Source organism: Bacillus sp. FSL M8-0049, assembly GCF_038593355.1.
GTDB lineage: Bacteria > Bacillota > Bacilli > Bacillales > Bacillaceae > Bacillus > Bacillus safensis.
In genome coordinates, this window is the sequence record NZ_CP151986.1 from 2,111,626 (window position 1) to 2,132,116 (window position 20,491).

The 20,491-nt window shown below is 41.0% G+C and carries 26 protein-coding genes; 4 read left to right on the forward strand and 22 right to left on the reverse strand.

The genetic code is table 11. From position 1 onward, the window contains the following. Window positions 1-91 precede the first annotated feature (91 nt). From sigF to NSU13_RS10845, 15 genes are all read right to left on the reverse strand, one after another. Entirely contained in the window at window positions 92-859 is a 768-nt protein-coding gene (sigF, locus tag NSU13_RS10775) for an RNA polymerase sporulation sigma factor SigF (RefSeq protein WP_024422864.1), read from the reverse strand. Between the two features lie 13 nt (window positions 860-872). Further along, entirely contained in the window at window positions 873-1,313 is a 441-nt protein-coding gene (spoIIAB, locus tag NSU13_RS10780; RefSeq protein ID WP_024422865.1) for an anti-sigma F factor, read from the reverse strand. Continuing rightward, entirely contained in the window at window positions 1,310-1,663 is a 354-nt protein-coding gene (spoIIAA, locus tag NSU13_RS10785; protein WP_024422866.1) for an anti-sigma F factor antagonist, read from the reverse strand. The genes spoIIAB and spoIIAA overlap by 4 nt, the downstream gene beginning before the upstream one ends. A 161-nt stretch (window positions 1,664-1,824) precedes the next feature. After that, the gene (locus NSU13_RS10790) at window positions 1,825-3,012 is read right to left on the reverse strand and encodes a D-alanyl-D-alanine carboxypeptidase family protein (protein ID WP_342489512.1); all 1,188 of its coding nucleotides are present in this window, start codon (window positions 3,010-3,012) and stop codon (window positions 1,825-1,827) included. A gap of 126 nt (window positions 3,013-3,138) precedes the next feature. Continuing rightward, entirely contained in the window at window positions 3,139-3,951 is an 813-nt protein-coding gene (locus NSU13_RS10795) for a purine-nucleoside phosphorylase (protein ID WP_046311669.1), read from the reverse strand. Window positions 3,952-3,962: 11 nt separating this feature from the next. Then, on the reverse strand, window positions 3,963-5,147 hold the full coding sequence (gene deoB, locus NSU13_RS10800) for a phosphopentomutase (RefSeq protein WP_041117869.1): 1,185 nt from the start codon (window positions 5,145-5,147) through the stop codon (window positions 3,963-3,965). A 153-nt stretch (window positions 5,148-5,300) separates the two neighbouring features. Continuing rightward, window positions 5,301-6,191, reverse strand: coding sequence for a site-specific tyrosine recombinase XerD (xerD, locus tag NSU13_RS10805; RefSeq protein WP_120208164.1), 891 nt, complete (start codon window positions 6,189-6,191; stop codon window positions 5,301-5,303). Between the two features lie 6 nt (window positions 6,192-6,197). Continuing rightward, the gene (locus NSU13_RS10810) at window positions 6,198-6,425 is read right to left on the reverse strand and encodes a YqzK family protein (RefSeq protein ID WP_024428058.1); all 228 of its coding nucleotides are present in this window, start codon (window positions 6,423-6,425) and stop codon (window positions 6,198-6,200) included. Window positions 6,426-6,542: 117 nt separating this feature from the next. Then, entirely contained in the window at window positions 6,543-6,995 is a 453-nt protein-coding gene (gene fur, locus NSU13_RS10815; RefSeq protein WP_003215577.1) for a ferric iron uptake transcriptional regulator, read from the reverse strand. A gap of 110 nt (window positions 6,996-7,105) precedes the next feature. Then, window positions 7,106-7,750 carry a stage II sporulation protein M gene (spoIIM, locus tag NSU13_RS10820; RefSeq protein WP_024422873.1) on the reverse strand — a complete coding sequence of 215 codons (645 nt, stop codon included), beginning with the start codon at window positions 7,748-7,750 and terminating at the stop codon, window positions 7,106-7,108. 116 nt (window positions 7,751-7,866) lie between these two features. Beyond that, complete coding sequence (locus NSU13_RS10825; RefSeq protein WP_081279475.1) at window positions 7,867-8,997, reverse strand: S8 family peptidase; 1,131 nt, start codon at window positions 8,995-8,997, stop codon at window positions 7,867-7,869. A gap of 110 nt (window positions 8,998-9,107) precedes the next feature. Then, window positions 9,108-9,329 (reverse strand): hypothetical protein, encoded by a 222-nt coding sequence (locus tag NSU13_RS10830; protein ID WP_034280349.1) that lies wholly within the window; start codon window positions 9,327-9,329, stop codon window positions 9,108-9,110. A gap of 68 nt (window positions 9,330-9,397) precedes the next feature. Continuing rightward, window positions 9,398-9,850, reverse strand: coding sequence for a GNAT family N-acetyltransferase (locus tag NSU13_RS10835; RefSeq protein WP_342489513.1), 453 nt, complete (start codon window positions 9,848-9,850; stop codon window positions 9,398-9,400). Continuing rightward, window positions 9,837-11,018 (reverse strand): TIGR00375 family protein, encoded by a 1,182-nt coding sequence (locus NSU13_RS10840; RefSeq protein ID WP_046311674.1) that lies wholly within the window; start codon window positions 11,016-11,018, stop codon window positions 9,837-9,839. Before NSU13_RS10840 ends, NSU13_RS10835 begins: the two co-directional genes overlap by 14 nt. Then, entirely contained in the window at window positions 11,015-11,572 is a 558-nt protein-coding gene (locus NSU13_RS10845; protein WP_046311676.1) for an NUDIX hydrolase, read from the reverse strand. Before NSU13_RS10845 ends, NSU13_RS10840 begins: the two co-directional genes overlap by 4 nt. Window positions 11,573-11,740: 168 nt before the next feature. Here NSU13_RS10845 and NSU13_RS10850 point away from each other — a divergent pair, with 168 nt between their 5' ends. Beyond that, window positions 11,741-12,664, forward strand: coding sequence for an aldo/keto reductase (locus tag NSU13_RS10850; RefSeq protein ID WP_024422879.1), 924 nt, complete (start codon window positions 11,741-11,743; stop codon window positions 12,662-12,664). A gap of 135 nt (window positions 12,665-12,799) precedes the next feature. Here the strand turns inward: NSU13_RS10850 and NSU13_RS10855 are convergent, their stop codons facing one another. Continuing rightward, a complete protein-coding gene (locus tag NSU13_RS10855; protein WP_338422732.1) occupies window positions 12,800-13,204 on the reverse strand; it encodes an antimicrobial peptide LCI in 405 nt (134 codons plus the stop codon). A 184-nt stretch (window positions 13,205-13,388) separates the two neighbouring features. Then, complete coding sequence (locus tag NSU13_RS10860) at window positions 13,389-13,613, reverse strand: YqkE family protein (protein WP_211043277.1); 225 nt, start codon at window positions 13,611-13,613, stop codon at window positions 13,389-13,391. Window positions 13,614-13,736: 123 nt separating this feature from the next. On the opposite strand from NSU13_RS10860, the gene NSU13_RS10865 reads away from it, so the two are divergent. After that, a complete protein-coding gene (locus NSU13_RS10865) occupies window positions 13,737-14,663 on the forward strand; it encodes an alpha/beta hydrolase (RefSeq protein ID WP_335371103.1) in 927 nt (308 codons plus the stop codon). Window positions 14,664-14,689: 26 nt separating this feature from the next. Here NSU13_RS10865 and NSU13_RS10870 read toward each other — a convergent pair whose 3' ends face one another. From NSU13_RS10870 to NSU13_RS10890, 5 genes are all read right to left on the reverse strand, one after another. Beyond that, window positions 14,690-15,952, reverse strand: coding sequence for a tetratricopeptide repeat protein (locus tag NSU13_RS10870; RefSeq protein ID WP_070326525.1), 1,263 nt, complete (start codon window positions 15,950-15,952; stop codon window positions 14,690-14,692). A 302-nt stretch (window positions 15,953-16,254) separates the two neighbouring features. Then, entirely contained in the window at window positions 16,255-16,494 is a 240-nt protein-coding gene (locus NSU13_RS10875) for a YqkC family protein (RefSeq protein WP_061109315.1), read from the reverse strand. A 12-nt stretch (window positions 16,495-16,506) separates the two neighbouring features. Next, window positions 16,507-16,833, reverse strand: coding sequence for an iron-sulfur cluster biosynthesis family protein (locus tag NSU13_RS10880; RefSeq protein WP_024428050.1), 327 nt, complete (start codon window positions 16,831-16,833; stop codon window positions 16,507-16,509). A 79-nt stretch (window positions 16,834-16,912) separates the two neighbouring features. Beyond that, window positions 16,913-17,887, reverse strand: a complete 975-nt coding sequence (locus NSU13_RS10885; protein ID WP_034280332.1) for a GNAT family N-acetyltransferase — start codon at window positions 17,885-17,887, stop codon at window positions 16,913-16,915. Then, the gene (locus NSU13_RS10890) at window positions 17,884-18,363 is read right to left on the reverse strand and encodes a GNAT family N-acetyltransferase (RefSeq protein ID WP_024428048.1); all 480 of its coding nucleotides are present in this window, start codon (window positions 18,361-18,363) and stop codon (window positions 17,884-17,886) included. Before NSU13_RS10890 ends, NSU13_RS10885 begins: the two co-directional genes overlap by 4 nt. A 279-nt stretch (window positions 18,364-18,642) precedes the next feature. On the opposite strand from NSU13_RS10890, the gene NSU13_RS10895 reads away from it, so the two are divergent. Further along, window positions 18,643-19,092, forward strand: a complete 450-nt coding sequence (locus NSU13_RS10895) for a YfmQ family protein (protein WP_024422888.1) — start codon at window positions 18,643-18,645, stop codon at window positions 19,090-19,092. Window positions 19,093-19,244: 152 nt separating this feature from the next. Then, window positions 19,245-20,477 carry a DNA polymerase IV gene (locus NSU13_RS10900; RefSeq protein ID WP_211043274.1) on the forward strand — a complete coding sequence of 411 codons (1,233 nt, stop codon included), beginning with the start codon at window positions 19,245-19,247 and terminating at the stop codon, window positions 20,475-20,477. The last annotated feature ends 14 nt before the right edge of the window (window positions 20,478-20,491 follow it).

The following is a 20,491-nucleotide window of genomic DNA, read 5'->3' on the forward strand; positions in this document are numbered from 1 at the left end:
GTTAAAAATAGTATGTGGTGAAAAATGGTTCTCATACTGATAGAACTTGATTTACCGGTAATTACCACACAAAAAAAGCCAGCCGAATTGGCTAGCTGTCTTTTTGATCCATTTGCATTTGGATTTGTTTTAAAATTTTCTTTTCAAGCCGTGAGACTTGTACTTGTGAAATGCCAAGTCTTTCTGCAACCTCAGATTGTGTCTGATCTTTATAATACCTTAAATACACAATGAGTTTTTCCCGTTCTTCTAATTCCTTGATCGCTTCTTTCAGTGCGATTTTGTCAAACCATCTTTCCTCAGAATGATCGGCAATTTGATCAAGCAATGTAATCGGATCCCCATCATTTTCATACACCGTTTCATGAATGGATGATGGGGAGCGTACCGCTTCTTGGGCGAGGACGACATCCTCTGGTGTGATATCAAGGTATTCGGCAATTTCCTGAACGGTCGGCATTCTTCCATGAGACTTAGACAATTCATCCCTTGCCCGCCGAATTTTATTTCCGAGTTCCTTTAATGACCGGCTGACTTTGACCGTTCCATCATCCCGAATGAATCGCTGAATCTCACCAATGATCATGGGAACGGCGTACGTTGAAAACTTTACATCATATGACAAATCAAATTTATCAACAGATTTCAGCAGTCCAATACAGCCAATCTGAAACAGATCATCTGGTTCATATCCCCTATTTAAAAAGCGCTGAACAACGGACCAAACAAGACGCATGTTTTTTTCTACGAGGAGGTCTCTTGCTTGCTGATCACCGTCTTGGCTTTTTTTGATGAGCTCTTTGACTTCATCATTTGACAGCTGGGCTTTTTTAGCTTGCTTTTTTACCTCCACATCCATATGAGCAGCTCCTTTAATTACAAAGCGCTTTGCTTTTTGATAGATGCTTTGTTAAACGGATGGTCGTGCCCATTTCTGGTGATGAGTCCACCATGACATCATCCATAAAATTCTCCATGATGGTAAAGCCCATTCCAGAGCGCTCTAAGTCTGGTTTTGTTGTAAAAAGCGGCTGTCTTGCTTCCTCAAGATCTGTAATACCCATACCTTCGTCACGAATGGTAAGATAAACGACATGGTCATCTAGCGTGACATGGATATGCACCTTTCCATCTGGATTCCCATCATAGCCATGGATGATGGAGTTTGTCACTGCCTCAGATACAACGGTCTTGATTTCTGTTAATTCATCTAAAGTCGGGTCAAGCTGAGCGATAAACGCCGCGACTGTCACCCTTGCAAACGATTCATTTTGGCTTAATGCCGAAAAAGTCAGGTTCATTTCATTTCTCATGATGCCACCCCCAATGTTTGCAAAGCCGTTTGCTCAGAAGGCTCCATCCGAATGATTTTAAACAAACCAGACATATCAAATAACCGGTTCACCGCTGGCGAGATGGCACAGACGACCATTTCCCCGCCAAGCTGCTTAATTTCTTTATATCTTCCTAAAATCACTCCGAGTCCAGAGCTGTCCATAAACGATAAATCAGCCAGATTCAGCACAATGTGGCGAATGTCCTCTGTTTCCAAATAATTCGTCACCTTTTGTCTCAATGTTTCTGCGGAGTGATGATCGAGCTCTCCTGTTAACCGAATGCAAAGTACGCTCTCTTTTACTTGAAAATCAATACCAAGGCTCATTTTTTTATTCCTCCTTGCTCTAATTTCGGATAAAGAATGTTTCTCTTTTATATGAAGTAAATCCTTCACCATGACAAAACTAGTGACCATTCGTCACATTTAGATGTTCTTTTCTTTTCCTCATAGCAAAAAGACTGCCAATTACAGCAGCCTTTCGCCTTTTATTTCCATTTCACAAAATCAGCCATTGCTCGTTTGAAGAAAGTCCAAACGCCTGCCTTTTCCATTCCTTCTTTTGCTTCTACAGGGCTTTCATGCAGCACTTTTCCGTCTTTTTTCAAGACGATCGTACCAAGTTCCGTTCCTTTTGAAAATGGAGCTTTGACATCATGAGACAATTTGATTTCTTTTTTGATCTGATCCACATTTTCGCCTTTTTTCGTTAAAAGGGATATCGGTTCAGAAGTCACGAGCTGAATGTTTTTCTTTTTCCCTTTGCTCACTTTGACCTCCGCCACATCTTGCCCTCTTTTGTAAAGCGGATGAGTCGTATATTGACTAAATGCGTAATCTAACATTTTGACTACCTGAGCATTTCTGTCTTTCGGCGTGCTTGCGCCGAAGACAACCGCAATGACGCGCATTTTGCCTTTTTTAGCAGATGCAGTTAAACAGTATTTCGCTTCACCTGTAAAACCGGTTTTCACCCCATCGACCCCTGGATAAAATTTAATCAGACGGTTTGTGTTGACAAGCCAGAATTTTTTATCTGTGTTTTGCCGTAAATAGTCTTCGTAGACACCTGTGAATTTGGTGATTTGTTCATATTTCAACAGCTCTTTTGCCATTTTTGCCATATCGTGAGCTGTGCTGTAATGGTCTTTTTCAGGAAGTCCTGTTGGGTTTTGAAAGACCGTTGAGGTGAGGCCAAGCTCTTTCGCCCTTTTGTTCATCTGCTCAACGAACTGTTCTTCAGATCCTGCAATATGCTCTGCCATGGCAACTGAAGCATCATTTCCTGACGCAATCGCAATGCCTTTCAGCATTTCTTTCACGGTCATTTCTTCTCCTGGTTCAAGGAAGATTTGTGAGCCTCCCATGGACGCTGCATAGTCGCTCGTTCTGACCTTGTCTGTCATTTTTAGTTTACCCTGATCAATGGCTTCCATGATGAGAAGCATCGTCATGATTTTGGTCATACTTGCGGGTGCAAGCTTTTCATCGCTGTTTTTATTGTAAAGCACCTTTCCCGTGTCTCGTTCTATTAAGATCGCTGATTTGGCTTCGTGTGCCAATTCTGATGTTTGTTTTTCTCCTGGTTTTTCAATCTTTTCTTTTGCTATCGCTGATGGTGAAACCATTGAGATAAGGATCATTAAAATAAACAATGCACATATATGACGTTTCAAGTGGCAGACCTCCATTATCGTAATCCTTTCTATTTTTTCCTCATATAGGCTGTTTTATTCAGAGATCGTATGATTGCAAATAAAAAAAACCTTCTGCTTGGGTAGCAGAAGGCTTCTGGACACATGCTATGAAAGTTGTTTGACAATGTCTTTTACTAAATCAAGAAAACTTGCTTTCACTTTTTCCGTTACTTCGATCACTTCATCATGAGACAGCGGCTGATCCAAAATACCAGATGCCGCATTGGAAATGCATGAAATGCCAAGTACTTTGATTCCTGCATGACGCGCAACAATGACTTCTGGAACAGTCGACATTCCGACCGCATCTGCTCCAAGTGTTCTTAGGAAACGAACTTCAGCAGGTGTTTCATATGAAGGCCCTGTCATCCCTGCATAAACCCCTTGCTGTACAGATATACCTAAACGCTGGGCTGTTTCTTCTGCAAGTGCCATTAGTTCTTTATCGTACGGTGCAGACATATCAGGGAAGCGAACGCCTTGACTGTCATTTGGGCCAATTAATGGATTGGTTCCCATCATATTGATATGATCTGTGATCAGCATGAGATCTCCTGGGCGGAATGACGTATTCACACCGCCGGCTGCATTTGTGACAATGCATGTGTCAATGCCAATTTCTTTCATCACACGGACAGGAAACGTCACTTGCTTCATATCATATCCTTCATAGAAATGAAAACGTCCTTGCATAGCGCAAACGACAGTGCCTTTCAGCGTTCCGATCACGAGCTGTCCTGCATGTCCCTCTACTGTTGAAACAGGGAATCCAGGAATATCTTCATATTTTATTTTGATTGGATTTTCAATCTCATCTGCTAAAATGCCAAGTCCTGATCCTAAAATGAGCCCAACTGTTGGTACATATGTCGATGCTTGTTTAATGTATGCCGCCGCTTCTGAAAACTGTGCTCCCACGAAATCTCCCCCTATTTGAGTTTAGATAAAAAGCTTGTTCCGTATTTTGGCATCGTTGTCTTGAAATTATCTGCAACGGTTGCCCCAAGATCAGCAAACGTTTTTGCTGTTGGCAGTTCATTTGCTTCCTGATGCTTTTTGCTGTAAGCAATGAGCGGAACATATTCTCTTGTATGATCTGTTCCGTGATGAACTGGGTCATTACCATGATCTGCTGTGATCACAAGAAGGTCATCCTCTTTCAACAGGTCAAACACTTCAGGAAGACGTGCATCAAATTCCTCTAGTGCTTTTCCATAACCCTCTGGATCTCTTCTATGTCCGTAAAGAGCGTCAAAATCAACAAGGTTTAAAAAGCTGAGTCCTGTAAAGTCTGTTTTAAGTGTATCGACCAGCTTGTCCATTCCATCCATGTTTGATTTTGTTCTAAGAGATGATGTGATACCCTCGCCGTCATAAATATCAGAGATTTTTCCGATCGCAATGACATCGAGTCCATCATCTTTCAGTTCATTCATGACTGTACGGTCAAATGGTTTTAACGCATAGTCATGACGGTTTGGCGTTCTAACAAATGCGCCAGGCTCTCCGACAAACGGACGAGCGATAATCCGGCCAACCATATATTTTTCATCTAATGTAAGTTCACGGGCAATTTCACAAATACGGTAAAGCTCATCTAATGGCACAACTTCTTCGTGCGCAGCAATTTGCAGCACAGAATCCGCAGATGTATAAACAATTAAATCACCTGTTTTCATGTGCTCTTCGCCAAGCTCATCTAAAATTTCCGTACCAGACGCAGGTTTATTTCCAATAATACCTCGGCCTGTTTTTTCTTTTAGTTCATTTAATAGTTCATCTGGGAATCCTTCTGGAAAGACTTTGAACGGTGTGTCTATGTAAAGACCCATGATTTCCCAGTGTCCTGTCATTGTGTCTTTACCGTTTGATGCTTCTTGCATTTTTCCATAATACGCAAGCGGTTTTTCATCCGCTGGAATTCCTTTGATTTCTTTAATATGACTCAGCCCAAGCTTCGCCATATTCGGCATATGAAGCCCGTTCATTTTTTCAGCAATATGTCCAAGTGTATCTGCACCTACATCATTAAAATCAGCAGCATCTGGTGCTTCCCCAATTCCTACTGAATCCATGACGACGAGGAAAATGCGTTTATACTGATAATCAGGCATTAAAAAGCGCCTCCTTCAATATTCTTGTCTTTTGACCTTACAAACAGCGAGAGGTCAGACATCTCAAGTATAAACCGTTTACAAGCCAGTTGACAACCATAAACGATGTAAACATGAAAAAGCATGACACCCGTTCACTGTGTCATGCTTTACTTATGCCCTTGGATGGAATTTGTGATACACATCTTTCAGTCTTGTTTTCGTCACATGTGTATAAATTTGTGTTGTTGAAATATCGGCATGTCCGAGCATTTCCTGTACAGCTCTTAAGTCCGCACCGTTTTCAAGCAGGTGTGTAGCAAATGAATGTCTGAGCGTATGAGGCGTCAGTTCCTTTTGAATCCCTGCTTCGATGGCTCGTTTTTTCAAGTTCTTCCAGAAGCCTTGACGCGACATTTTTTTTCCATGATGATTGAGAAATAGGGCATCGGACGGCTGTTTTTTTAACAGCTTGCTTCTTCCCTTTTCGATATATTCTTCAATTGCGCTTGCAGCAGCTTCACCAATTGGCACAATACGCTCTTTTCTTCCTTTTCCAAAACAGCGGACAAAGCCCATTGTGAGGTGAACATCGGCAAGGGTCAGATCCAGCATTTCACTGACGCGAATCCCCGTTGCATATAAGAGCTCAAGCATTGCTTTGTCTCGGTAGTCAAAGGGAGTGTGCTGATTTGGTGTATCAAGCAGCTTTTCGACCTCCCCTAATGATAAAACTTTCGGTAAAGTCCGCTCTGTTTTTTGCGTTTCAATGTTCCATGACGGGTCATCCGCTGTCACTTTTTCCCGAAGCAGAAATTGATGAAAGGAACGAATCGATGATAGATGCCGAACAGATGTTTTACTCGATTTCCCTTCCTCTTTTAGCTGCTTTAAATAATGAATGATATGCAGACGCGTGACATCGCTAATATCCGTCAGCTGTTCATGTGTCATTAAAAAAGACAAGTAGTTCTGTAAATCTCTTTTATAAGAAACAATGGTATTTTCAGAGAGTCCTCTCTCTACGGTCATAAAATGAATAAAGTCGGATAATTGATCGTTCAATGATTTCTACTCCCCGTTTTGATAAAAATAAATCAATCGGTCTTGCCAATTGTCTTGGTTCGGCTGATCCATTTCCATCACTTTAATTGCTGCACCCTCTGGTTTATCATAACGATGGTAGCTTTCATATTCTGAATTTATCCATATCATAGCATAATAGAACAGGACGGTAAAACCAGTGAACAAGATAAATACTTTGATCACTTCACCTGTTGTTTTGAGCCATTTTCGCATAAACTTCAAGTCCTTTCTCACCTTCTCATTACTTCAGCATATGCCAGGTGGGACAAGGAATATACAGCGAAAATGCAAAAAACCTCTTCATCTTAAATGAAAAGGTTCCAATTCGGATTATTTGCCGGATTCATCATCATGACACCGGTGGCAAATACCATGGAATGTCAATCTATGATCCTTAATTTTAAATTTCCAGTCACGTTCAATAATCTCTTCGACATCTTCTAATAAATCATCTTCTATCTCATCGACTGTTCCGCATTCCATGCAGACAAGATGATGATGGAAGTGAGCAGCTCCTTCTTTGCGAAGATCATATCGCGAAACGCCGTCTCCAAAGTTAATTTTATCAACAACTTTCAGTTCAGTGAGCAATTCTAACGTCCGATAAACAGTAGCAAGACCAATTTCAGGAGACTTCTCTTTTACGAGGAGGTATACATCTTCTGCACTTAAATGGTCTTCTTCATTCTCAAGCAGTACTCTTACTGTGGCTTCACGCTGTGGCGTGAGCTTGTAGCTGGAAGAATGAAGCTGCTTCTTAATTCGATCAATCCTATTTTCCATTGACTTTCCCTCCTACGCCACATTACTTGATCATTATATCAAATGATGTGCTGAGAGCCAACTATAATCATTTTAAATTGATAAATAAATTGATTATTAATTAATAACAATTATAAAAGAACACCTGCCAGCTTTTTCATCAGCATGAATGATATATACGATTCAAAAAAAGACGACAGTGCAGCAAGCGCTAAAATCATCAGCAGAACAGATGCATACCGGCCAAACCACTGGACGGGTGCTTGACTGATGGTTTTTTTCATGAAGAGCTGTCCAATGAGACGGATGGAAAACGCAATTGCACAAGTGCCAATCACTAAATAGGCTGGAATGAGCAAAATGTTTTGCGGAAGCACCGATACAAACGAGAGAAAAAATCCACTCAGCCCCATTTGATTCACGAGAAAACCAACAGTAAACCCAACAACAATTCCTTTTAAAAAGATCATAAGAAAGATAAGCGGCAGACCAACGATGGAGATTCCCAGAATCCACATAAGGCCTAAATATTTCATATGATGCAGAAAGCTTTGTAAAAACATTTCTTTTGATTCTGCTGCTTTCTCATTTGTCAGCTGACCAAAAAATTGATTTAAATAATAGAATAAATCCTCTTTCTGGCTGAATGTCATGCTATTGACAATAATCGCCCCGAAGATCACACCCATTAAAAAGAGTACAGAGACAAATAAATAAATCGAGAGATGATCTTTTACGTGCTGAAGAAGATGCTCCTTCCAAGACTTTTTCCGCATGTGTCTTCCTCCCAAATAGTAAGGTTACTAGATTCTATGAGAGAGATTACGAAACATGACCGTTTTATCGAAAGAAAAAAGAGAAAGCAGCCTGCTCACTGCTTTCTCTTTTTCATTTATCGAGCGGCTTTTTGTACGTTCACAAGCCCGGCACCGTAATAAAAAGGTTCTCCAAGCTTTGTCGCCGTTTTTGACAGTCTCTCGCGTACTTCATCGTTTGTCAGATTCGGATGTTTTGATAGAATGACAGCCGCAGCGCCCGCTACATGCGGTGATGCCATTGACGTTCCGCTCATGTAGCCATATTCGTTATGAGGAATGGTGCTCAGCGTTGAAACGCCTGGTGCTGAGACTTCCAGTTCTTCGCCAACAGATGAATCAAAAGCTCTTTGCTTTTTTTGGTCAACAGAGGCAACCGCCATCACTGAACTGTATTTAGCCGGATAGTCAATCGTATTGAGAGAGCCATAGCTTCCTTCATTCCCTGCAGAAGCCACAATGAGAATCCCTTTATCATACGCTCGATCTACCGCTTCTTTCAGCGCCTCAGATTCACTTGCTCCCCCCATACTAATATTGATGACATCCATGTCATTCTCAATGGCCCATTCAATCCCTTTTATGATCCAGCTATAGTAGCCGTCACCATTTTCATCTGCCACCTTGACAGCATAGATAGAAGCTTTTGGTGCAACACCCACGACACCTACCTTATTATCTAATGCTGCAATTGTGCCTGCCACATGCGTTCCATGTTTATGCGGATCAACAAATGGATCAGACTCTGCCGGTACAAAGCTCACGCCGCCGGTGACATGTAAATCCTCATGTTTGCCGTCGATGCCGCTGTCAAGAACGGCTACTTTGACATTCTGTCCAGCGTATCCATGTTTATGTACCTTTTGTGCTTTGATGCTTTTGACGCCGTATGGAATCGTTTGAGCGCTTGTTTTTGCTTTTTGGTCTTCCTCGATAAAGGTCACTTCTTTTGCTTCATTCAGTTTCTTTTTCGAAGTCTCATTCAGCGACACTTTCATCATATCTATTTGCTCTATTGATTCTTTCACATGCCCGCCAGCTTCTTCTACAAGCTGTTTTTGTGTTTTGTCTTGAACGGAAGAAGAAAAGCCGATCATGTACTCTTTTTTTGTTTGCTCCTTTGCAGAAATATCTGACGCGCCAAACATGACGGATGTCACAAGCACACTTGCCATACAAAGCCCTGCTCCAAATGACTTGACGTTCACGATACTCACTCTCCCTTTCGTTTCTTTTTGTCATTTAACTACATATTTAGACAAAAAGAAACGACCGTTTGTCCTATTTTTTAAATTTTTCCATTTATTTAATCTAGTTGTCACAAAAAAGCAAAATAAAAATGCTTATGATCCTCTTGATAGTGATCATAAGCATTTCGTCCTTTATGTTTCTTCATCATATGCTGCAAGGCTTCCTGTTTTGTTTTTGTCTTCCTTTCGTGTGTGCTAAAATGCGGCATGTTTCCTCTCGACAGTTCTGGATTTCGGCTCTGCTGCCTTTGGATATGCTCTCGTTTTTTCTTTGCTTTGCTTTTTCCCATTTGGCAAAACCCCTTTCGTTGACGTTATGATACACGATGTTACATAAAAAAGATAGACGTAAAAACGTCTATCTTTCTGTTTTCACCATATCAAGATGCGGAATCCCATCTTCATCATAAACATCTGAGACAGCCTTGAAACCAAATGATTCGTAAAATGACTTCAGGTAGGCTTGCGCCTGTATTTTGACACTTGTTTCACCTAGTTCACTAAGCTTTTCCAAAGCCTTGATGAGCAGCAGCTTTCCATAGCCTTTTTTCCGCCCGGCCTGCGTCACAAGCACGCGGCCGATGGACGCCTCCTTGTACATGAGCCCGTTTTGGAAAATTCGGCAATAAGCCACAATCGTGCCGTTCTCTTTTGCGATGAGATGAAGCGCATCTTGGTCCCGGTGATCAATTTCAGGGTAAGGGCATGTTTGTTCTACAACAAACACGTTGACTCTTTCCATGAGAATCAAGTAAAGATCCTCTTTTGACAATTGTTCAAACGTTTGACATGTCCATTTAATGTGACTCATGATTGATATCCACCTTACCGTACACTCCACCTCCACCAGCGATCAGTTCGACTTCGCCCTTCCTTGCTTTGATGATGTAGCCCGCTGTCTTTTCTGGCAGAACGGCTTTTAGTTCTTGTTCTGTTGCTTGATGTAGAATATTCATCTCTGTGTGAAACACGGCTTTTAGCTTCTCCAGCGTTTTTGGTCCAACACCCGGAATAAACTGAAGCGGGAGCTGATGAACATAAGGAGGTCTCGTTCCTTTTTCACTTTCTTGGTCAGCAAGCTCTTTTAAACGTTCACTTACTCCTTTTGTCATCCGTGTATGTCCGCATACATGGCACTCTTCTTGATCTGGTGCGTGAGGTCTAACCCCGCATTTCTCGCAAGTCGTATGATAATACTTCCCAAGCCGCGGAGCAAGTCCATAATTTCCTGTGACGGCTCTGCCATCTTTTTCTTCAAGAGCTAGCTTGAATTCGGCAAAAGAGGCATGATCCATTTTGATTTTTGTATATTCCCGCGCGATTTTTCCTAAAGAATGAGCATCCGAATTCGTTAAAAAAGGATACCGGTTCAGCTCACTCAGCTGGGACGCCATTGACGTATCACAGCTAAGACCAAGCTCAACAGCATCAATAAGGTCAGGATCAAATACTTCCGTCAAAGAAGTGTTGACCCCTTTGCCGTATAGACTTTTATGAGGCGTGAATATATGAGCAGGAATAAACAATCCTCCCAGCTCCTTAACCTTGCGCTGAAGTGTTTTCCCATCAACATAGAGGCGCTGTGAACTCAAATGCACATTTTTCATATGAAGCGAAAGCCATGCGGAAAACTCAGACATTTTGTGTAGTGTGGGCATAAATGCCAGCACATGAATCGGACCCTTTGAATGGTCATCATTGATTTCTAATTCACTGCCTAAAAGGAGCACTGTCTCTCCAAATGATAAACCGCCGTCATTTAGTTCCGTGTACCTGCCTTCCTCTACACCTTCTATTAATTCTTCTAGGACTTCTGGAGATTGTGCATCAATCACACCAATCATCCCCATCCCTTTACTTTCTGCTGCTTCAATAAGAATTTGGTCAATTGTCAGTGACCTTGCACCTGTAATTTTGACAGCTCTGCCTGTTCTTGTTCTGCCAATATGGATATGGATGTCTGCAAAAAATTCCTTCATTTTGTTGACTCAAGTACCTCTTGCAGTTGTAAGTACTGAATGGCATAGGCTGTTTTTGCATCATAAATATGCTGCTTTTCAATGAGGTGCAGAGCTTCTTCTAATGAAACTTCCATTACTTCGACAAATTCATCTTCATCCAGCTCTCTTTTTTCTTCAAGCGGAACTAGCTGATCTGCTAGATAGATGTGAACAATTTCATCTGCAAAACCAGGTGATGTATAAAAGGCCGTCAGCTTTTGAAGCTGCTGGGTTGTATATCCTGTTTCTTCTTCTAATTCTCTTAATGCTGTATGTGCCGGCTCTTCCCCTTTTTCTAGTTTTCCGGCCGGAATTTCAACGATGGCTCTCTCTAGTGCTTTACGGTATTGTTTGACCAAGATGATTTTATTTTCGTCTGTACGTGCAATGACGGCTACTGCACCAGGATGTTTAATGATTTCGCGTTTGCCTTGTTTTCCGTTAGGCAATTCTACATCTTCAAGAACCAAATCAATGATTTTTCCGTTGTATAATTCTTTCGACGATAATGTTTTTTCTTCAAAGTCCTTCAATTTTGTCAGCTCCTCGTTCTACTTTCACTTTTTACTTCATTTATTTTAACATAGATGATTTAAGAGAAGCGAAAAGCGAAACGCTTGCTTCAATACGCCATTTGAAATCACCTAGCTTGAATTCCTGATTTTTTTCACTTAATGTGAAGGGATAGGAGTGTGATGGAATTGAAAAAAAGACGAATTGGCACCTCAGATCTCTTAGTGAGCGAGGCGGCACTAGGATGCATGTCTCTTGGGACGGAAAAAGAAAAAGCGCTCTCTTTATTAGATGAGGCCATTGATCTCGGAATTAACTATCTGGATACAGCCGATTTATATGATTTTGGGACAAATGAGGAAATTGTCGGGGAAGCCATTAAAAACAGACGGCAGGATTTGATTTTGGCGACAAAAGGCGGCAACCGCTTTGAAAAAGGCAAACCAGGCTGGGACTGGGACCCTTCAAAAGCGTACATAAAGGAAGCAGTAAAACAAAGCCTCAAGCGGCTTCAAACAGATTATATTGATTTATATCAATTGCACGGAGGCACGATTGATGACCCCATTGATGAAACGATTGAGGCTTTTGAAGAATTGGTAGAGGAAGGCGTAATTCGCTATTATGGCATTTCATCTATCCGTCCAAATGTCATTAAAGAATATGCCAAAAAGTCCAATATCGTAAGCGTGATGATGCAATATAGTTTACTCGACCGCCGCCCAGAAGAATGGTTCTCTCTACTTGAAGAACAAAGCATTAGTGTCGTCGCAAGAGGTCCTTTAGCGAAAGGATTATTAACTGAAAAGCCACTTTCTCAAGCAAGTGCAGCGATTCAAAAAAACGGCTATCTTCAATATTCATTTGAAGAGCTTCAGCAGATCATTCCTTCTTTAAAGAAAGTCGCTTATGACCTATCACTCACTGAACTGTCCATTCAGTATATACTGAAACATTCTGCGGTCAGTTCCGTTGTATTTGGTGCAAGCTCAGTGGATCAGTTAAAAGAAAATATAGCAGCAGCAAATGCACGTTCATTAAGTGACCAAGAAGTCAAAGCATTAACTTACTATACAAAACCATCTGTGTATGAAACGCACCGGTTCAAATAACAAAAAAGATCACATGATGTGATCTCTCAGATTGTAGAAAAACTCATGTTTTTCTACAATCTTTTTATTTTAGCGTATGTATGATGCTAGTGTTTCTCTATTAAAAATGAAGAGGGGCTAAAAGCCCCGTTGTCCTTATCTTGCACTTTCATAATATGCATAATTTCCAGATTTGCCTTTAAGATAAAATGTAGTACCAAAGCGACTGAAACTATTTGCAAAAGAACCATTATCTGAATACATACATAGTCGATTACTTGCGCCTTTAAAAGGGGTTACAGAACAATCAACAATTGAAGTAGCCTTTGTACTTAAATCCGCATTCGTTAAATCATTTGTAGCAAGAGCTTGTCCAGAAACAGGTAAAAGCAATCCTAAAGATAAAGCGACTCCAGCCATTGTTTTTCTCAATTTCATGTGAATCATCTCCATTCCCAAATTTTGTAATACACCTTCATTATAAGGAGAATGATCCTCTATCAAAAGGGTATTAATAACCATATTTTCAATAAAAAGGAATTTAAATAATTCAATACTCACCTTTTTACTTCTATCTTAAACACAAGTTATGGGATTTCGTTTCGTTTGACTGTAAATATCATACTGTCACGATTCTGAAATGAAGTGATGTGAAGGGGGAAGAAGTGCTTTTCTTTTTAAACACTTCTATGTTTCTGCTGTGGATCTATCTTAAGAAAAAAAGAGAGCATCATCGCCCTCTTTTTTAGCTTTTATACTTTCTCCAGTCTAAATGGCTTTCATCTAGCAGCTCTGAAAAACTTTTGTTTTTTTCTTTTTCTTTCTGCTGCCGAAGGAGGTCTTTTCGTTTTTGTTCTTCTCTTTTTTCTGTCTCGACGGCAAGGTTTTTCTTCATTTGAAGAAGCTGCTGTTTGACATCATCGTTTATGCCGTCCTTTAATTTTGCTTGATCTTGTTTGGTCTTTTTCATTGTGCCTCTCTCCTTTTGACTTAGTGTATCATCCGTTTTATTTTCTGAGCAAGAGGCACGCCAATCTCCCAAGATGTGGTATGATCGTCATAGAAAAAACTCCGGAAAGGAAGAATCGGCTAGATGAAGAAATGGATCGCTATATTTGCCTTCATATTATGTCCACTCGCTGCAATTGGTATTTTTTTCACCAATAAAATGATGTATATTCGAAAATTAACGGATAAAGAGCTCATCAAACGAGAATCAGATGGAGGCCATTATCACCACGAGGAATTTCAACAGCTTAAAAAAGAGAAAGTGTGTATTCCTTCAGCATTTGGTTATGATCTCCATGGCTATTTTGTGCCGTATCCCCATACAACACGAACAATCGTCCTTTGCCACGGTGTTACAGTCAGTTTGATTAACTCCGTTAAGTATATGAAATTATTCCAAAAGCTCGGATGGAATGTGATGCTTTATGATCATAGAAGACATGGAATGAGCGGCGGGAAAACCACAAGTTATGGATATTATGAAAAAGAAGATCTAGCAAAGATCGTAAAGTGGCTCAGACAAAAACTCGGAGAAAGTGCCATCATTGGGATACACGGAGAATCAATGGGTGCAGTCACGACCTTGTTATATGCTGCAAAGCCGGAAGCAAACGCCAATTTTTACATAACAGACTGCCCTTTTGCTTCTTTTGAGGACCAGCTTCTTTATCGATTAAAAACAGATTTTCGCCTTTCAGGAAAATGGATTCTTCCACTAAGTGATCAAGTGTTAAAATGGCGGGACGGATACCGCATCCGGCAAGTTTCCCCTCTTGATGTGATCGATCAGGTGAAAGAACCTGTACTTTTTATTCATAGCCGCCATGACGACTATATCCCCTGTGAGCAAAGTCAGCAGTTATATACTCGAAAAAAGGGTGACAAACAGTTATTTATTGCGCCACACGGTGCGCATGCAATGTCTTTTAGCGAAAATAAGGAAGCTTATGAGCAAGAAATTCAAGCATTTCTTCAAAGATTTGAATTGAATGAAAATAAAAGAGGAGAATGAACAGCAGTTCGTCCCCTCTTTTTGAGCTAACTTATGCGATAGTCACCACTGTTGTATGGTGTCTGCCCGCAAGCTCCATATGGCTCTCTTCCGATTGCTGCTGACTCATGACCGATAATCCTGCAGTTGCTGCCAATAAAAGAACTATCAAACTCGTTTTCATATAAATGACCCCCATTTTGGATTTTTGATATGGCTTGAATTTTCCTTTCGTAAAACCGGGTAGATACTTCAAACAGTCCAAGCTCATTGTAATAATGAGCCGCATCAAGTGCCAATTCCTCAATATCTGGGTATAAGCGCTTGTCCTCGAGCAGGTCTAATGTATCGTCTATGATTGTTATGTCTGCATCAACGTACAATGCTTTTAAGAATTGAAATTTGCAGATGTAAATTTCATCTTCTAATTCACAGGCCTTTATAATACCTTGTTGATAGAGGGTTAATGACTCTTCTATTTGTTTTTGTTTAAACAGGATTTGTGTCAGCATAAATAGTGGGTCTAGAGAGCGATTAAGATGGGTTAAATTCTCCTTTTCAAACACTTCAATAGAGTCTTTCAGATAACGCCTTGCTTCCGCAAGATCGTTCATTTGATAATAACAGTTACCTAAGTTGAAAAGGGCCGAACCTATGACTCGAGGGTTTCCAATTGAGCGTGCTCGCTTTAGAGCATTTTTAAAGTAGGGCAATGCATGTTCATAGCATTTCAAATCATCATAGTTTGCACCAATGACAAATTCACAGTGGATGATTCTCAGCGTGTACGTTCTGTAGGCAGAATACGTATCTAACGCTTGCAAGGCATAGTGCATCGAAAAGTGGGTTTGTTTCATGTGGTAGTAAATTTCTGCTAATTTAAAGTAAAATTCTGCTCTTTCTATATCATCTGATATGAGATTGAGCTTTTTTTCTGCTGAGCGGTAATAAGCAATGGCACTTAAATAGTTTCTCTGTTCAAATTCAAACATTCCTGTGAAAAAATGAACATAGTATTCAAGCATATCCGTTAATTTCGTTTGTGAATGTTCAATCGTTTCTAGCAAATTCTTAATCTCTTCATCATTCGAGGCTTTCTTTGCCGGTTCAAAATATTCAAGCATCACCTTGTGGCGAAAATCCATCAGCTGGTAAAACAATAATAAGTTTTGATCCTGCTCCATCTCCAGGATTTCCTGCTCGATCTCCGCCTTCAGCTTCTCTGCTTTCATCACATGAAATCCGCAAATCTGCCTATACCATTCGTTTATTTTGATTCCAACCTGAGGCGATGACAGCTTGAGCTTCAATTCACTTTAGCACCTCCCTTCTCATATACGATACATGTTGTATTCTATCACATTTCCTCGAATGGAAGAAATATGAAATGTCATTTTTCGCAAAGTTTTCGGTATCCCGCAATTAACGCTGCAAATGCCTATTTTTCGGCATTTACAGCCATTATTTTTTTATTTCCAGCTTGCTCATTTTGTCGAATTGTTTGTTAAAAAACGGCTTTTTCCGTTCCCAAAAGATCATTTTCCGGATTAGACAGCCATGCGGTGTGATGAGATGATGAACGCACGAAAAAAACCCTTTCGAAAAAGGGCTTTTATAATACATCTGTTACTTGGTCCATATTCTCTTTGATCCAATTGACAGCTAAATCGAGCGTTGGAAATTCTTCTGTTTCAAATGTGACTTCATCTTGAAGAAGCCAAACGTCCTTTTTCACCGAATCCATTCCACCTATTGACCAGTGCAAAAGGCTATAGGGATGATTGTTATTTAAAAACGACACCCATGTTTTATTTTGTGCCGTATTTTGTATTGCTTTTAGCTTTTGATCCACTACATTTCCACCTTACTTTACAAGTATACCCATTCTCGGGCTGAGTATTTGTTGAGGACTTTTCAACATGAGTGTGTTGGCTTTTTCGTTAAAATCAATCGTCATTTCCTCGTCAAAAAAGACCTTTTGTGCTGTGTGTATGTACAGCTTAAAGAGCTGATTATGCTTGAGTTCTTCCCATTCGCCTGTTCTTTCGCCTGTGAGCCAAATCATTGGGACACCGCTTACCGCACAGCCGCACCCATCTGAATCATATCGAAGGAGCAGTTCTTTTGTTTCATGCCCTGCTTGTTGTTTTGTAAGGAACGCTGCTGCTGGTTCTGTTATATGAATATACATGCCGAACATCCTTTTTTCGTTGATTGTTACATTGTAACATATCAGTCATCAATTAAACATGTTCACGCCCTGTCAGCTCTTATGTCTGATCATTTGTCTTTAACTGGTCTGACCAATTGTACGCTTCTTGTTCAATTTCTTTAATGAGCTCATCTTTTCCTTTGATATAACTTGCCATATCTTCAGGATAGGCTTTTGCCAATTGACGCTTTTTATCTGCATAGACTTTGGCACGGTCAGGTGCAGCTTTTAAATAATCTCGGAACACCAAATGCCTTTTTACATCATCATGTCCGGCTTCATAGGCGTGAACGTGATGTGTTCGGTTCAAGCCGCCTTTTCTAAAAAAACGTCTTCCCTTGAGTCCATTTTCTCCGAGCGGTTCATATCCAAGCTGGCGAAACAGATGGTTACACTCATCTAAGCTGCTGATATGCTTCACCTCTAGCAAGATATCAATAATTGGCTTAGCCGCCATTCCTATGACTGACGTACTGCCAATATGGTGGCCATATACCCAGTTGTCGCCAACTATCTTTTTCAGCTTGTCATGCTCATCTTGAAATTGTTTTGGCCAGCTCGATTGGTATTCAATCACTTCCACCTTTCGAAGCATCAAACGTTCCATCTTTGTTAACATCAGATTGTTTTCCACCTGCAAACGGGCCTTCTGTTTAAACCCTAATTTTTCATAAAGCTTGATTGCTGGTGTATTTGCCTCTGCTGTTGTGAGCTCGATTGTTTTTTGATGCTGGATAATGGATTGCAGGAGCGCTGTCCCGATTCCTTGATTGACATGATGTGGGTGCACAGCTAACCGGCTGAGGATGATCCGATCGTCATGTAGTTCATATGAAGCGATCCCTAACAAATGCCCCTCTTTTTCAAATCCTATGAAAATCTCATCTGTTTCTATTATGTCTTTAACCGTTTCTTTTAAGGGCGGTAAATCTTGATAGCCAATTTGTTCTGCCTCCCGCTGATATGCGGCTAATTGTATATGTAACAGCTCTTTTGCTATTTCTTTATTTTTTTGATCCAGTCTGATGATCATGCTTTCGCCTCCAGCTTTTTCACAAATAGCACCCGGTCTTCATGAATGCCGTCGTAATCTGAAAAAACTGAAATGCCATCCACTGTTTTATCTCCCTTTTCTATCTGAAAACCGAGCTTTGTATGGTAAGCAATCGAGACTTTATTGACAGGAGCTGTGATGGCCTTAATCGTCGTTCTTCCTTCCTTTTCAGCCGCTTCATAAAACGCTTGATAGAGAATTTTGCCAATCTTTAATTTCCGGTGGTCTGGATGTACCCCGACAAAGTGAATATACGCTTCATCTGAATGTGATTGCGATAAAAAACCGACTAAAAAGCCGATCAGTTCACCTTTTTCAACAACAACAAAACTTGTTTGCTGAAAATGTTCGAAAAATAGCTTTGGCAATTTTGCGCGCAAATCTCTGCCTCCCCACCAGCTTTGAATGACGGATGTGACCGCATAAAAATCTGACGGTTTTACTTGACGTATCATGATGACCTCGCCCCTTTTCGTTTTTAGCTGTACCGCTCTTTTTTCACAAAAAATCAACTGTTTCAATAGTCTACCTGTCTGATCAATTGTTTGTAAAGGTGATGTATCAGCCTTTTTTCCTTTCAGCTTTGTTGGTTCTTCGTTCTTTCGCTGTCATCTCCTTTTAAATCTTCACACTTATTTCAAAAAGTTCACTTTTTGTGCGAAAGTTTTATTCTTTTGTTATGTTAAGATGAATCATATAGGAAATGGAACAAACGTTTATTGGAGATGATGATATTGGTTTGGATTGTTACTTCACTTGTTGTGTTTAGTCTTTTAAAGCTGCTTGTCACTTCGCTGCCTTCGGGTGTTGTTGAACGCCTTTTTAGTCGTTATGCGGTGCATGCAAAAGTAACAAGTGATCAAACAACGATGACGTTTCAAGGACGTCCACTCGATGATCAGCAAACATCTGAAATTATTCAACATTTTAATGATGCGATCTTTATTGAACGCTACTATATTTACCCTGGTGATGAAGAGCGTTTTCTTCATCCACAGGAAGGACCGGCGCCGCTTACCATGCAAACAAAGCTTGGCAAGCATGATGTAACCCTTTATCTGTATCATTACGATGACCACGTGGATGTGGTGCGGCAGTTTACCCATAAGCCTAAGAAAAAACTAACGGCCTATCGTTTGCGTTCTGAGCCGCTCCAAACATCCAACAACTTGGCACATGCTTAAAATGACTCATTTTACCCAGATGAGACGAAGTGGAGACACTTCGTCTTTTTTGTATGGATTTACACTCTTCTCTTTGAATGATTTACCAGTATCAATTTCACCTTCTGGCGGTTAAAATGTATACAGAACATACGTTCTAAGAGGTGAAAATCATGAATGAACGAGCCATTCTGCTTGTGGATATGCAGTCGTTTTATGCGTCAGTCGAAAAAGTGGAGGCTCCCCATTTGAAGGATGTGCCGCTCATCGTTTCAGGAGATCCCGAGCGGCGGAGCGGGGTCGTACTTGCGGCCTGCCCGCTCGCTAAAAAACGGGGCGTACAAAATGCATCAAGATTATGGGAAGCAAAGGAGAAATGCCCTGAAGCCGTCGTTGTACGTCCACGTATGCAGCGCTACCTTGATGTCTCTGTCATGATGACAGAACTGCTTGAACAATACACAGATCTTGTCGAACCCTATTCAATTGATGAACAGTTTCTCGATATTACGGGGAGTGTGACACTACTCGGTTCACCCCGCGAGATCGCTCAAAATATACAAACGACCATTATGAACCAGACGGGCATTTACGCACGTGTTGGTATTGGTCCTAATAAAGTGCTCGCTAAAATGGCCTGTGACCATTTTGCTAAAAAAAACACATCTGGCATCTATGAACTTCGTGCAGACCGGGTTGCGGCTGATTTATGGCCGCTTCCGATTGGAAAATTATTTGGTGTCGGCAAACGGATGGAGCACCACTTAAAACGAATGGGCATCAGTACCATCGGGACACTTGCTGCTTATCCGTTAGACCGGCTAAAAAAACGCTGGGGAATCAACGGGGAGCTTCTGCAGCGAACTGCTTTAGGACACGACCCTTCCCCGGTCACTCTTCACACACATGATCAGCAAAAAGCGGTTGGGCATCATATGACCCTTCCCCATGATTATGCGTCCTTTGAGGACATCAAAGTCGCCCTTCTTGAATTGAGTGAAGAAGTGGCAAGACGTGCGCGCTTTAAGCATTATGTTGGGCAAACGGTGTCTGTTGGCGTAAGAGGTGCTGATTTTTCTCATCCGACTGGATTTCATCGACAAATCAAGCTCCATTCACCCACACAGTACGGGACAGATATTGCAGAAGCAGCTATTCAGCTATGCCAGCAGCACTGGGACGGCCAGCCCATTCGCAGTGTAGGTATTACTCTCTCGCAGCTGCAGCCTGACAGCCAATATCAGCTGAGTTTATTTGATCACCATTTTAAAAAAGACAGACTCAGCAAAGTATTTGATGCGATCCATATGAAGTATGGACCTGCTGCACTCTTGCACGCCTCGTCACTAACAAGCGCAGGGCAGGCGTATCACCGCGCCGAAAAAATTGGTGGACATTACAGATAACGGAGGCGAACATC

Excerpts from the sequence above, each read along its gene's own strand:
- sigF (WP_024422864.1), bottom strand. The coding sequence starts at position 859 with ATGGATGTGGAGGTAAAAAAGCAAGCTAAAAAAGCCCAGCTGTCAAAT.
- spoIIAB (WP_024422865.1), bottom strand. The coding sequence starts at position 1,313 with ATGAGAAATGAAATGAACCTGACTTTTTCGGCATTAAGCCAAAATGAA.
- spoIIAA (WP_024422866.1), bottom strand. The coding sequence starts at position 1,663 with ATGAGCCTTGGTATTGATTTTCAAGTAAAAGAGAGCGTACTTTGCATT.
- deoB (WP_041117869.1), bottom strand. The coding sequence starts at position 5,147 with ATGCCTGATTATCAGTATAAACGCATTTTCCTCGTCGTCATGGATTCA.
- NSU13_RS10810 (WP_024428058.1), bottom strand. The coding sequence starts at position 6,425 with ATGCGAAAATGGCTCAAAACAACAGGTGAAGTGATCAAAGTATTTATC.
- fur (WP_003215577.1), bottom strand. The coding sequence starts at position 6,995 with ATGGAAAATAGGATTGATCGAATTAAGAAGCAGCTTCATTCTTCCAGC.
- spoIIM (WP_024422873.1), bottom strand. The coding sequence starts at position 7,750 with ATGCGGAAAAAGTCTTGGAAGGAGCATCTTCTTCAGCACGTAAAAGAT.
- NSU13_RS10830 (WP_034280349.1), bottom strand. The coding sequence starts at position 9,329 with ATGGGAAAAAGCAAAGCAAAGAAAAAACGAGAGCATATCCAAAGGCAG.
- NSU13_RS10835 (WP_342489513.1), bottom strand. The coding sequence starts at position 9,850 with ATGAGTCACATTAAATGGACATGTCAAACGTTTGAACAATTGTCAAAA.
- NSU13_RS10840 (WP_046311674.1), bottom strand. The coding sequence starts at position 11,018 with ATGAAGGAATTTTTTGCAGACATCCATATCCATATTGGCAGAACAAGA.
- NSU13_RS10860 (WP_211043277.1), bottom strand. The coding sequence starts at position 13,613 with ATGAAAAAGACCAAACAAGATCAAGCAAAATTAAAGGACGGCATAAAC.
- NSU13_RS10865 (WP_335371103.1), top strand. The coding sequence starts at position 13,737 with ATGAAGAAATGGATCGCTATATTTGCCTTCATATTATGTCCACTCGCT.
- NSU13_RS10880 (WP_024428050.1), bottom strand. The coding sequence starts at position 16,833 with ATGTATATTCATATAACAGAACCAGCAGCAGCGTTCCTTACAAAACAA.
- NSU13_RS10885 (WP_034280332.1), bottom strand. The coding sequence starts at position 17,887 with ATGATCATCAGACTGGATCAAAAAAATAAAGAAATAGCAAAAGAGCTG.
- NSU13_RS10890 (WP_024428048.1), bottom strand. The coding sequence starts at position 18,363 with ATGATACGTCAAGTAAAACCGTCAGATTTTTATGCGGTCACATCCGTC.
- NSU13_RS10900 (WP_211043274.1), top strand. The coding sequence starts at position 19,245 with ATGAATGAACGAGCCATTCTGCTTGTGGATATGCAGTCGTTTTATGCG.